This is a genomic window from Spirosoma luteum DSM 19990, from assembly GCF_000374065.1.
Classification (GTDB): Bacteria; Bacteroidota; Bacteroidia; order Cytophagales; family Spirosomataceae; genus Spirosoma; species Spirosoma luteum.
The window spans coordinates 337,865-350,763 of record NZ_KB893245.1; the positions used below are offsets into that span (position 1 = coordinate 337,865).

Below are 12,899 nucleotides of genomic sequence, written 5' to 3' on the forward strand. Positions count from 1 at the left end.
GCTTATCTTTGATCGTTTTTATCAGAGAATGCATTAACCCGAATTAGTTCCTATGAAAAACCTCCATGTATCACTGGCCGTGTGTGCGGCTATTACCAGCCTCACCCTGTCAAATAGTGTTATGGCTCAGCCGGAGCCTAACAAACAAACTCCCCAGTCTACCGAAATATGGGAGCCCGTACCACCCGTAGTAACACCAGGAACGGTGGCGGCAAATACCAGCGGTACTACAGCTCCATCTGATGCCGTTGTGCTTTTCGACGGAAAAAACACGGATGAATGGGTTGCCATTAAAGGATACTCGCCCGCCAACTGGGAGAATACTAACGAAGGTCCGCTGAAGTGGCCCGTAACCGACGGTATCCTATATTCAACCAAAGGATTCTCAGCCCGTTCGAAGAAAGAATTTAACGACTTTCAACTCCACATTGAATTCAAAACGCCGGAGAAGGTAGAAGGAAATGGGCAGGGCCGTGGTAACAGTGGCGTTTTTTTACAGGGACGCTATGAGCTACAGGTACTGGACAATTACAATAATCCAACCTACGTAGATGGCATGGTTGGCTCGATTTACAAGCAGACCATTCCGCTGGTCAACCCCAGCCGCCCGCCGGGGCAGTGGCAATCGTACGATATCGTTTACCAAGCCCCCCGTTTCAACAAAGCTGGCATGATGGTGGATTACGCCTATGTTACGGTACTGCTTAATGGCGTACTGGTGGAAAACCACGCGGCCATCCGCGGTACAACGGAGTACATTGGGTATCCTAAAGTGCAGGCCCATGGTGCAGGCCCCATTCTGTTACAGGACCACGGCAATCCGGTTGGTTATCGCAATATCTGGATTCGACCCTTATAATCGATTACCGCTTACGAATAATGGACAGGCCCCCGGCATTTACCGGGGGCTTTTTCGTATCATTGATGCGGGTTGGTTCCTGGTCTGAAATAAAATTGTTATGCTATGCGACTACTATACCATCTATTATTACTGGCTGGCTTGTCATTGACAGCCTGCACTACGACGACCGTTTACATTGTTCGCCATGCCGAAAAGGTAAGCGAGACTGATACCACGAACCTGACACCGGCTGGCTACGCCCGGGCAGCCGCCCTTGCCGATACGCTGGCTAACCGAGGTATCGACTCCATCTTCTCAACGCCTTACCGACGCACCCGACAAACGGCGCAGCCCCTCGCTACCCGCTTAGGCCTTCCGGTAGTGGATTACCCTGCTAAACCCATGGAGGCCATTGTTGATCGGATTAACCGGATGCGTACTAAAACCGTTTTGGTAGTTGGCCACAGCAACACCATTCTGGAGATTGCCCGGGGCCTGGGCGCGCAACCCGCCATGTCCAGAATTGAAGCCGGTGATTTTGACAACCTGTTCCAGGTGACGATCCACCATGGGCCATTTCGTAAATCCGTTGATTTTTCACCAATAACCTACGGGATGATTACCATGCCTTGAGTACATGCTGCGCCGTTTTTATCCGTTTTGTCAGCTTATTGTCTCAACTCATACAACTGTAATGGTTGCTTAATGTATTAATAAGCTTAAGTTCGATGCGCTGATAGCTGCTAATTACTTTATGAAACAACTTTTCCTTACCACACTATCGCTTGTCTTAATGACAGGTTTTCTTGGGACACAAACATCGTGTAGCCGGGCTGCGACCCCTGCCCATTATACAGGCAATCAGCTTATGCTGGGTAGCGGAGGAGGAGTTACGGGTTTCGCTACAACGTACTATCTACTGGCAAACGGAAAACTATTCAGTCGGAGCAGCCGCGATACCGTATTCACGTTTATTGGCCGACAAACAAGAGCCAATACGAAGCGGGTATTTGAAATGGCGGAACAGGACTGTGCCATCAAGACGACAAACTTTAACCACCCTGGCAACACCTATAAGTTTGCCCAGTGGAAAAAAGGAGAAGAGAGCTACCGGGTTACCTGGGGAGATATCAGTGAAACGGTACCGGCCAGCTATCCCCGGTTATACACCTCGTTCATGACAATGCTTCCCATTTCTGAGACGCTGCATTAGAGTATGGATTTGACTTGCTCAGTTAACAGACTACCTAAAACCTTATGCTGATGAAATCATTTTTTCTACTACTCCTGACTGTCACGAGCGTATGGGCGCAGCAGCCCAATGCGGGATTTGGCCGTAAGCTTAAAACGACTCCTCCATCGCCGGGGTTGGCCGAACGGTTAAACGCGGTTGTGGTCCCGCTGCCGACAGACAGAGCCGCCCGACAGCCGTTGCTGGGAGCCAGTGCCGGACAGCGGGTTTTGGACCCGTTACGCCTACGGGTAGTACGGGATTCCAGCACTGGGTTACCCATATTTATCGAGCGAAAAAGCAGTAGTAGCGTAGCCATAAACCAGGGAAAAAAGGCGGGGGCGCGGCTTTCGGCAACGGCGGCTGCATCGATTGCTTTCCAGTTCATCGGTCAGGTTGGGCATCTGCTTCAACTGGACAAGCCAGAAGAGAATTTCACCGTTTCGCGCACTGAAACCGACGACCTGGGACAAATTCACGTTCGGCTGGCGCAAACCTACCGGGGCGTGCCCGTGCTGAATGCAGAACTGGTTGCCCACCTCACGGATGGGGAAGTAACGCTGTTGAACGGACGCTACCAACCCATAGCTACCGATCTTTCAACGACGCCCAAACTGGCCATTACCGAAGCTTCGGAACAGGCTCTTAACGATATTCGGAAAACATCGAACGTGCGGTCATTTGGCGATAATCGTCTGAAAATGAACTTGTCGGAGGGGGAATTGTGCCTGTTTCCAACGCCCGGTGGTGGGGCTAAACTGGCGTATGCGCTCACGATTCGGCCCAATATGCTCGAACGCTGGGAATACGTGATTGATGCCCAATCGGGTGCAATACTGGATAAATACAACCATACCTGTTCCTTTCTGGGACCAATCACAACATCAGGTCGGGATTTGAATGGGGTAACGCGCACGTTTCAAACCTATCAGCAACCAGGCACTGGCTATTTTCTAATCGATGCAACACGCCCGATGTTTAACGCGACCAAGTCTAAAATGCCGGACGACCCGATAGGCGTACTCTGGACGATAGATGCAAAAAATACCTTCGGTGATAATCAGAAACTGTACCAGATTACGTCCGGTACCAATACCGACTGGACACCTTCGGCCGTCTCTGCGCACTACAATGCGGGTGTTGCCTACGATTATTACCAGAATACCTTCAAACGGAACGCATTGAGCGGCACCGGCGAAACGATAGTATCCGTCGTTAACGTGGTCGACGATGATGGTAAGCCAATGGATAATGCCTACTGGAATGGTAAAATAATGGCTTATGGAAACGGAAAACTCCTGAAACCGCTGGCGGGTGGCCTGGATGTAGCCGGACATGAGATGACACACGGGGTTATTCAGAATACAGCCAACTTGCAATATAGAAGTCAGTCGGGAGCCATCAACGAATCCTTCGCCGATGTATTTGGGGCTATGATAGACCGGGCCAACTGGACCATTGGCGAAGCTGTTGCCACACCGGCTCTATTACCATCCGGTGCCCTGCGGGATTTGTCGAACCCCAACCAGGGTGGTAAAAGCAGGGACCCAAACGGCTATCAGCCTGCTACGGTGTCGCAGTATGACAATACAACCGAAGACAACGGGGGCGTACATATCAACAGCGGTATTCCAAACTTTGCCTTTTATAAATTCGCTACGGTGGTTGGGAAAGAAAAGGCCGAACAAGTCTACTACCGTGCTCTGACGACCTATTTAGTGCGTACCTCCCAGTTTCTGGATTTGCGTCTGGCCATTATCAAAGCCGCCGGTGATTTGTACGGAGCAACGGGCGCGGAGGTGACAGCCGCCAAAAATGCCTTCGATGCGGTGGGCATTAATGAAGGCACACAGAGTACCCCCAGCAAACAACCTGATGTGCCGGTAGCGTCGGGACAGGATTTGCTGTTGCTGGCCGATGCCGGTGATTCCAAACTTTATTCAACTGTGGTGGGCGTTGCTTCTGCCGGGTTCGACCCAAAATCGACGTTGGGGTTAGTACATCGCCCCAGCGTGACCGATGACGGAAAATTTGCCTACTACGTGACGACCGACAAAAAAATCCGGGCGGTGAACCTGACGGGAACACCAGCCGAAACAATTATCTCCGCCGAGACTATCTGGGATAACGTGGCCATTTCGAAGGACGGCACTAAACTGGCAGCTCTCACCGCAACCCACGACGGATTGATATATGTGTACAGCTACGCGCAGAAGAAATGGGCGCAGTTTGAGCTGTATAATCCTACCTATACGGAGGGCGTTAAAACCGGCGAAGTAGAGTATGCTGATTCCTTTGAGTGGGATTTTTCGGGTGAAAATATCGTTTATGATGCTTATAACGCCCTCAAGAATAACTCCGGTAAGGCTATTGACTATTGGGATGTGGGTTTTATTAATGTATGGAGCAACACCGCCGGGGATTTTGCGAAAGGAAACATTGAAAAAATATTCTCCTCACTGGAAGAAGGCGAAAGCATTGGTAATCCCTCTTTTTCCAAGAACTCGCCCGACATTATCGCTTTCGATTATGTGGATGAAACGAATAGCACCTATCAGATTGTAGCTATTGACCTGAGTACTGGCAAAGGCAACGCCTATGATAACAATACCCTGGGTTTCCCAAACTATTCTCGGCTGGACGATAGGATTGTATTCAGTACAAAAACCAGTTCCAGCGAAGATGTATCGGTAGTGAACATGGGTGCTGATAAGATTACGTTCAGCGGTAAAGCTTCCGTACTGTACACCGGAGCTAAGTGGCCGGTCTGGTACACGCAGGGCACCCGTACCATTGTGCAGAAAGCCACTCAAACCATTACGTTCAACGCCATTGCCGACCGGTATAGCAACCAGGGTGACCTGACGCTAAGCGCCACCTGCTCCTCCAGCCTGCCCGTTAGTTTTCTGGTGAAAAGTGGCCCGGCAACCCTGACGGCATCGACGCTGAAATTTACGGGTGTCGGTTTGATAACGGTGCAGGCGATCCAGACTGGAAACGATCAGTTTTCGGCTGCTACACCCATTGAGCGCTCCTTCAATGTACTCACCGTTACGGGACTTGAGCCGTACTGGGCCGATGCGGTATCCATCTACCCCAATCCCGCTGGTAGCACGCTGACAGTCGATTTACCCGGTTCGCAAATAATTGAGCAGGTATCGCTCAAAACGCTGACCGGTACCACCGTCGCCCAGCCAACCCTCCGCGCCCGGCAGCATACGGCCACAATAGTGGTGGGGCACTTGCCAAAGGGCCTGTACTTTCTGCAAATACAAACGCCGGGCGGCACCGTGAACCGGAAGGTAGTAAAGGAGTAAGAGAAGGCATCCTGTTTTTTCTGTCATTCCGACAAAGGAGGAATCTCAATGCCGCTTAGTAGTCAACGTGAGGTTCTTCCTTTGTTGGAATGACACAGATTTGCGAGTTTTTACTTCATAGTAACGGCTATGGTACTAGCTGCTTTATCGATATTAACGCGGGCAATGGCATTGGGCGAAAGCGCCGTGACTTCCTCTTTGGTCGCTGATTTTCCATCGATGGTAAACGTCTTTACATGCTCCAGCGCCGACGCATCATTAGCCGGAACTGGTGGGGGAGGTGGAGGAGCGAGGCTTGTTTTTGGATTAGGTAGGTCTTGATCATCCAGTTCAAAATTAATCGGCAGGTTGAACCGTACGTTTACCAGTTTCCCGCTCTGCATGGCTGGTTTCCAGCGGGGCATACTCTGTACTACCCGAATGGCTTCCTCGTCGGCACCGAAGCCGATCCCTTTCAGAATCCTGACATCAGAGACTTCGCCGGTTTTACTAACGATGAAGTTGACAAACACCCTACCTTGTACATTAGCTTTTTGAGCTGCCGCCGGGTATTTCAGGTTGCGTTGCAAATACGGTCCTAATGCGGCCATGCCACCTTGAAATTCTGGCTGCTGTTCGACAACTGTAAACACTTCCCCTTCAACATTCGCTTGTCGGGCTGGTTGAGTGGATTCAATCGTCGAGCCGGATGCTGCGGGCTGGTCTTTGTCGGGTTGGGTACACATGACCAGGAGGGCGGCCAGCGGCAGGGCAAGGGCGTAGCCGAGCAATGCCCGGCGGTGGGTTTGTGGTTTTTGTAGCATAACGATTCGTTGTTTGAGGGTTGATTTTGAGACAAAAGGGGTTGTGAGGGCAGTCAACGGCACATCGAGTGCGTAGGCAACCAATTGTCGGGCATACGCTGGTTGCGCACTGACATCACTAACTGTTTCTTCAGTATCAGTGGTTTGGTAAATTGCGGCCCGGTCGGCCAGAAATTCGTGGACTTCCTGCAAAGCGCGTTTGTAAAGCCAAAGCACCGGATTAAACCAGAGAAAAGCCTGTACTACTTCCAGAAAAAGTACATCAGCCGTATGCCTCTGACGAATGTGGGCGGCTTCGTGCTGTATCAACGCATTGGGCTCGGTCAGGCTATCGGTCTGGTTCAATACCAGGTATCGTCCGAAGGAGAACGACGGACTGGCATTGTTGGGAAGCCGGATGAGCGTATAATCCGTTTTCCGTTCTGCCGTGCCGCTATGAATAAGCCGAAATACGGCCCGGAGATTCAGCCCCAGCCGACTAAACAGAATGACTACGCCTACCCCGTAAAGCAACCAAAGCCACTGCGCAGGAGTCAACCCATGCGGTTCAGCCGGGTTGGATGTACCGACCGAAAAGTCGGGCAGCGTAATAGTACCAACGGGCAACGAACTGGCCGTTTCGACTGGTAACTGAACCAGTGGAAGTACCAAGGAGAGCACTACCGATATCAGTAAATACAGCCGGTTCAACCCGAAGAACGTGTTTCGGCGCAGGAGTAAGCCGTAGCAACCATAAAACAGCAGCAGATACAGGCTGGCGGTTAGAAGATAAGGGAGGGTTGTCATTTCTTTTTCGTGGTTATGAGTATGACACCATATTGAGCTTTGGGTCCGTACGTAGCCGCAGCCGAACCTTTTAATACAGTTATATTCTCAATTCTGTCTGGAGTAATCTTTCTAATACCCCCAGTTGGTGCTTCTACACCGTCGATGATATAGAGAGGTTCTCCATCCGTAAGCACATTACCCCTAATTCGGATGGATGCCGATGAACGTGGATTTTGCAGGGAGTCGGGGAGCGGCATTGTGTAACGCTCTTTATTACCGCCGTTGTCTACATCATTGTACAGGGCAAATGGGGCGTTTTTGCTCTTATCAATGATGACTCCAAATTTCCTGGCTGAATCAGGTTGAGTGGTGGGTATAACCTGGCCTGTTCGTTTATCTTCAAATTTCTCTAGTTCAAATTTTATGGGTAGTACAAACTGCGTGGCTACGGGATTCCCATTTTGTTTGCCGGGATTCCACTTTGGCATTTGGCGCACAACGCGGAGGGCTTCTTCATTACAGCCACCACCGATACCTGTTTGGATAAACGCATTATCGATAGTACCATCAGCAGTAATGGTAAACTCGACCAGTACATTTCCCTGAATGCTGTATCGGTGCGCATCTGCCGGGTAACGTATGGTACTCCGTAAATACTGGCCAAGGGCTGGTTTACCACCAGGGAACTCAGGCTGCTGTTCAACAATGGTAAATACTTCGCCTGTAGATGATGTTAAACTTGATTGTTGAGTAGTTGAGCCCGTGGATTCGGGAGGTCCTTCGTAGCCTACGACTAACAGCGGGCTCAATTGATTCTTGGTTTGTTCCAGCGTGATATTAACGACCGTTTGTCCCTGCGTTTGAATTTCTTTGGTAGCAAACCCAATATGACTTGCGACCAATACTGGTTTTGGCCCTAACCCGCTGAGGGTGTACACTCCCTCTGAGTTAGCCGACGCTCCCTTCCGTGCATTCTTAACGACAACGGTAGCTCCCGCCAGAGGCTTCCCATTTGGCCCTGTAACTAGTCCTGAGATTACAATACCCGGCTGAGTTGCCTGACTAATTATCTCCTTGATGTTTTCCCGTGCGGTAGTCATGGCCAGCAGTCCGAATACCAGCGGAAGCACCAGTACATATTTGCCCAGTGCCCAGCGTGCCGTGGCCCGTTGGTGGAGCATCTGAATACGGAGTTTGAGCAGCGAGGGGATGAAAAAGCCGTTGGTTAGCGAGTCGGTTTGTAGTCCAAACGTGTAGTTAACCAGGAAGCGGGCGTAGTCGGTCGGTTGATGGGGCTGCTTATCGGCCAGAAATTCATGGACCTGCCGTAGCAGCCGATCGGCAAGCCAGAGCGTGGGGAAAGCCCAGAATATGGATCGCAACGTAGCTATTCCTACCACATCGGCACTGTGCCACTGGCGAATATGGACCAACTCATGCCGGAGAATAAGGTTATTGTTTGCATCAACTGGGTTGAGTACCAGAAACCGAAAAAACGAAAAGGTAGCGATGGCCGGGTCATGGGGTTGAACCAACCAAAAATCACCTTCCAATTGCCGGGGCGACCGCCTAATTAGCCAAAGCAAACGGCCAATCCGAACGCCGAGCCGAACCAGCAGAAGCAGGACTATCAGCCCGTAAAGTATCAGGCCAATTTGTGCCCAATCGGTACCGGAGCTCGTGGGTAAGGAATCCATAGCAGGAGCCTCAATCATAGTTTGGGGTAATGCAGCGAGGGCTGATGGTAAAGTTAATTGGGGCAGTGTTTCGACCGTTTTCGCGGGTAAACCAGCGAACGGTAGTAGTAGTGATAGTACCGTTGAAAGCAGGAGATACACCCGGTTGAGGCTGAAAAAGGTATGCCGACGCAGAAATAGCCAGTAGCAACCAACAAACAGCAGGCCGTACAGATTGGCTTTCAGCAGATAGTCGAGTGCGTTCATGGGTCTTTCCGTTTATTTAGGAGGTTGATAATCTCGTCGGCTTCTTTCAGACTGATGTTTTTATCCTGCACGAAAAACGACACCAGCTTTTTGAGCGAATTGTCGAAGTAATTGGCCATCAGTTGCTCGGTCTGGAAACGGCGGTACTCTTCCTCCATAATGAGTGGGTAGTATTCGTGCGTTTTTCCGTAAGCCGTGTAGCCGACCAGTTCTTTCTTCTCCAGAATCCGGATAATGGTCGAAACGGTATTATAGGCGGGTTTCGGCTCGGGTAATTCGGCCAGCACGTCTTTGACGAACCCTTTTTTGAGTTGCCACAGCACCCGCATTATCTCTTCTTCTGCTTTGGTCAGTTCACGTATCGGCATAATAATCTTCGTTGTGCAGGATGGTAAATGAAAGGTATGACTAATGATTTAGTTTTACAACTAATGTGTTAGTTGTTTTGTTGAAATTTTTTTGAGGAGGATAAAACGGATTGAAACTGTCCTTTCGGGAAGAACTCTCAGGCTGGAATGACAGACAAAAGGGAAATCTGCCCTGTCCTTGAAAGGACAGTTTCAGCAAGAATAGAAGAAGAGACGTAACACTAATGCCTGAATCTATATTTCGCCCCGAATAATTTTAGCCCCGGCCACCATGTTAGCCAGTTTTTGTTTAGCGGCCCAGCGGGCCGTTTGGCTCAAACCACAGTCGGGAGCAACCGCCAATTTTTCCGCTGGAACGTAAGGCAGGCACTTGCGGATGCGATCGGCTACGTCATCCGGCGTTTCGATGTAGTAACTTTTTACGTCGATTACGCCTACCGCTACATCGAATTTCTCGGCAAAGCGTTCCAGTAAATGCACTTCGGAGAAATTCAGGATGGTCATTTCTGAATGCAGTTCATCGACGGTCATGTCCAAAAAGTCGGGGAGCATGGGCGCAATCGTCTTTTTTCCAACCGAGCGGCCTTTGTAGTTCCCAAAGCACAGATGCATCGATAGCCGGGTTTTCCCCACACCCGGTGCTACTGTCCGGTTGAAAATATCGACAAATCGCTTCGTGTCTTCCCGGTATGCATAACACGACATGGAGGGTTCATCGACGCAGATTTCGGGTACGCCCAGGGCCACTAAATCCGCAATCTCCTTATTAACTAAGGGCAACAGCGCTTCCGTTACCTCCCAGCGGTCTTTATACAAATTACCCGGCAACAGGCGGCCACTCAGCGTATACGGGCCTGGAATGGAGACTTTCAGGCCCTGTCCTTCGGGAGCCAGGCGTTTCAGGCGGAGGTATTCTTCCACCACGCCTAGCCCGCGCGGGGCAGTCAGAGGTTCAATAATGGTGTGCTTACCCCGCTGGTCGTGGGCGGGTGGGCCAAACCGGCGTAGTTCGGTTTCGTTGTTCTGAATGCCGTTGATGTAGCCGTAAAACGACAGGTTAAAGTCAAAACGGGTCTGCTCGCCATCGGTAATCACATCCAGACCGGCCGTCACCTGGTCGTGAACGGAAGCAATTACGGCATCGTCAATCATTTCATTCAGGTCGGCCGGGCCGAACTGCGAAAGGTTCTGGCTGGAAAATTCGAGCCAGCCCGGAAAGGGCATCGAGCCAACAACGGTAGTTTTGATGGGGACGGGTTGCAAATCAGTAGTCAGTTAAGGCAAGTATACGAATCAATTTTCTGGCACCGACTCATTAGCTATAATCGCTGATACGGGCAATTTTTCCATCGCTGAAGGCGAATACGGTTACACCCCGCAACGTCAGTGCATCACCGGCTTTGGCACCCGTGGGTAAATCAATAGCCAGAATCGCGTTGTAGTCGATTTCAACGGCGGCTGTTCGGTCGCCCATCGTTAGGGAGCGAATCGTTTGTTGCCGGATTCGAAACATACCAATCGACTGCCGCGCCAGAGCCTCAAAAGCGACCTTACCACTCGTTGTGGTCGTTCCGTTGGTATTCGATACATTCTCAAACACGATTACGTCGTGCAGCAGGGCCACCATGTCAGCAACATTCATGGCGTTGTATGCACCAATATACTGGCGAATCAAGGACTCCATCATCTGTGGGTAACTATCATTATACAAAGCAAAAAGAGATTTGATGGGGTAGCTACTCAATAATATACTCCCACCAAAGCATATCCTCTACCCGATCGAACAGCCGGAAATGATTTTTTTCAAGCACTTTTTGAGAGGCTATATTCTGGGTTTCCGTATCGGCTACAATTCGCTCAACATCCGGTTGCTGCTTTGCCCAATCAACCAGTCCACGTACCATTTCGGTCATATAACCCTGCCGACGAAGGGTAGGATAGGTACCGTAGCCAATCTCAATCGAACCCGTTTCGTCGGCTTCCCCTTTGAATTTTGCCTCCGCCACAAATTGCTGTTTCTCCCGGTCAATAGCCAGCCACATGGTATGAAAAAGTGGGTCCAGCGCAGCATCTTTCAAACGCGGTATGGTGAAATGAGTAACGATACTTCGCGTTGGTTCAACGGGCGTTCTATACCCTTTCTTGATGCCTATCGCCTGTTCGAGCCGGTAGTTGTCGGCTATGTACAGGTATAACTGGTCCAGCGTAAGTGGAATCAGAGTCAGGCGTGGAGTCTCAAGCATGGGGTAATCCTTTTCAGATTTGCCCCTCACTCACGCTCCAGCCACCATCCACGGTCAGCACCTGCCCGGTGGTAAAGACCGAGTAATCGGACATGAAATACACGGCGGCTCCATCCAGGTCGTCGGCCTGGCCAATGCGTCCGCCATCGAGTGGTTGCTTGGTTTTAGTAAAGGCCATAATGGTATCGTCCTGCGTAGCCCGCTGCGCCATGGGTGTTTCTACCAGGGCAGGCGCCAGTACATTAACGCGGATGTTTTCGTTGGCGTAATAAGCAGCTACTGATTTTGTGAAGCCGATTACGCCTGATTTCATGGCGGCATAGGCGTGCGTGGCGAAGTAGGTAGGAGAGGGGCTTGAACCTAATACCGAACCCATATTCAGAATGGTGCCGCCCCCGCCCTGTGCCCGGAATGCCCGCACAGCCGCCTGATTGGATAGCATGAGCGATGTCAGGTTCAGGTTAACCGTATAGTTCCAGCCATCGAGTGTAATATCGTGGAGAGGGCCATCGCCAAACCGTCGGCCACTACCGCCTGCTACGTGAAACAGTCCGTTGAACCCACCAAAAATCTGCTGGCAAAGCGCAATGGCTTTGGGAGCCGTTTGCGGGTCAGACGCATCACCGGACATAGCCAGCCCGTTGCCTTCCAACTGCTGTTCGGCTGCGGCACAACTTTCCGAATTTCGCCCAACCACAACAACCTGAGCCCCTTCCCGTACAAATGCCAGTGCCGCTGATAGACCCATACCGGTAGTACCGCCAATGACAACAATTTTTTTATTTTCTAACCACATGGAGGTATTAACACTTAGTTTAGTAGTGCAAGAAACGAAATTGACGGCTTAACGCCAACTTAGCGTTTTTGCTTAAATTTGAGAAACCCCCACTCGCAATGGAAACGAACCAATTCGACTTCATCGAAGGATATCAATCGGAAAATATCATGTCGTTAAACCACTCTCGCATTATTAACAGGGTTAGTGTTGCGCTAAGTCGTTATGATGATGAGTAGGATGTTTTTCCAGAATTAGAACTCGAATTGTCAACATTAAGTGTAGGCCGGATGTCGCTGTCTATAAAAACTTACCCGCCAATTGGTTCAATGATATCATGTACTTCAACCAGTCTCCCATTATTGCGGTAGAAGTATTATCACCGAAACAGGCGGTGACGGATTTGACCGACAAAGCATTGAATCTGTATTTCCCAGCGGGTGTACAGCTTGTCTGGATTATCATTCCAACGCTCCGTATTGCGCAGGCACTGCTGCCCGATTGCACTATTCAAACCTGGTCAAGTAGGCTAATGACTGACCCCGTCACGGGTATGGAACTGGATTTAGGATATTTGTTCAAATGATACGGCTGGAACTACCCGTAGTTC

12 protein-coding genes are annotated in these 12,899 nt (G+C 50.4%); 5 read left to right on the top strand and 7 right to left on the bottom strand.

The features are described from left to right. Window positions 1–52: 52 nt before the first annotated feature. The 4 genes from B156_RS0101440 to B156_RS0101455 all read left to right on the top strand — a co-directional run bounded on the left by B156_RS0101440 (window position 53) and on the right by B156_RS0101455 (window position 5,389). Complete coding sequence (locus B156_RS0101440; RefSeq protein ID WP_018617825.1) at window positions 53–859, top strand: 3-keto-disaccharide hydrolase; 807 nt, start codon at window positions 53–55, stop codon at window positions 857–859. A 105-nt stretch (window positions 860–964) separates the two neighbouring features. After that, window positions 965–1,474: a SixA phosphatase family protein gene (locus B156_RS0101445; protein WP_018617826.1), complete on the top strand. Its 510-nt coding sequence runs from the start codon at window positions 965–967 to the stop codon at window positions 1,472–1,474. 121 nt (window positions 1,475–1,595) lie between these two features. Further along, the gene (locus B156_RS0101450) at window positions 1,596–2,054 is read left to right on the top strand and encodes a hypothetical protein (protein WP_026260523.1); all 459 of its coding nucleotides are present in this window, start codon (window positions 1,596–1,598) and stop codon (window positions 2,052–2,054) included. Between the two features lie 50 nt (window positions 2,055–2,104). After that, a complete protein-coding gene (locus B156_RS0101455) occupies window positions 2,105–5,389 on the top strand; it encodes a M4 family metallopeptidase (protein WP_026260524.1) in 3,285 nt (1,094 codons plus the stop codon). Between the two features lie 110 nt (window positions 5,390–5,499). On the opposite strand, the gene B156_RS0101460 is transcribed toward B156_RS0101455, so the two are convergent. The 7 genes from B156_RS0101460 to B156_RS0101490 all read right to left on the bottom strand — a co-directional run bounded on the left by B156_RS0101460 (window position 5,500) and on the right by B156_RS0101490 (window position 12,310). Then, the gene (locus tag B156_RS0101460; RefSeq protein WP_018617829.1) at window positions 5,500–6,978 is read right to left on the bottom strand and encodes a M56 family metallopeptidase; all 1,479 of its coding nucleotides are present in this window, start codon (window positions 6,976–6,978) and stop codon (window positions 5,500–5,502) included. Beyond that, window positions 6,975–8,903 carry a TonB family protein gene (locus B156_RS0101465; protein ID WP_018617830.1) on the bottom strand — a complete coding sequence of 643 codons (1,929 nt, stop codon included), beginning with the start codon at window positions 8,901–8,903 and terminating at the stop codon, window positions 6,975–6,977. The genes B156_RS0101460 and B156_RS0101465 overlap by 4 nt, the downstream gene beginning before the upstream one ends. Next, window positions 8,900–9,271 carry a BlaI/MecI/CopY family transcriptional regulator gene (locus B156_RS0101470; RefSeq protein WP_018617831.1) on the bottom strand — a complete coding sequence of 124 codons (372 nt, stop codon included), beginning with the start codon at window positions 9,269–9,271 and terminating at the stop codon, window positions 8,900–8,902. The genes B156_RS0101465 and B156_RS0101470 overlap by 4 nt, the downstream gene beginning before the upstream one ends. A gap of 234 nt (window positions 9,272–9,505) precedes the next feature. Then, a complete protein-coding gene (locus tag B156_RS0101475; RefSeq protein ID WP_026260525.1) occupies window positions 9,506–10,534 on the bottom strand; it encodes a hypothetical protein in 1,029 nt (342 codons plus the stop codon). Between the two features lie 52 nt (window positions 10,535–10,586). Continuing rightward, window positions 10,587–10,958: a nuclear transport factor 2 family protein gene (locus B156_RS0101480; RefSeq protein WP_018617833.1), complete on the bottom strand. Its 372-nt coding sequence runs from the start codon at window positions 10,956–10,958 to the stop codon at window positions 10,587–10,589. A 49-nt stretch (window positions 10,959–11,007) separates the two neighbouring features. Further along, entirely contained in the window at window positions 11,008–11,514 is a 507-nt protein-coding gene (locus B156_RS0101485) for a GNAT family N-acetyltransferase (protein ID WP_018617834.1), read from the bottom strand. 13 nt (window positions 11,515–11,527) lie between these two features. Then, window positions 11,528–12,310 carry an SDR family NAD(P)-dependent oxidoreductase gene (locus B156_RS0101490; protein ID WP_018617835.1) on the bottom strand — a complete coding sequence of 261 codons (783 nt, stop codon included), beginning with the start codon at window positions 12,308–12,310 and terminating at the stop codon, window positions 11,528–11,530. Between the two features lie 253 nt (window positions 12,311–12,563). On the opposite strand from B156_RS0101490, the gene B156_RS28725 reads away from it, so the two are divergent. Further along, window positions 12,564–12,875, top strand: coding sequence for a Uma2 family endonuclease (locus B156_RS28725; RefSeq protein WP_245563686.1), 312 nt, complete (start codon window positions 12,564–12,566; stop codon window positions 12,873–12,875). Window positions 12,876–12,899 lie beyond the last annotated feature (24 nt).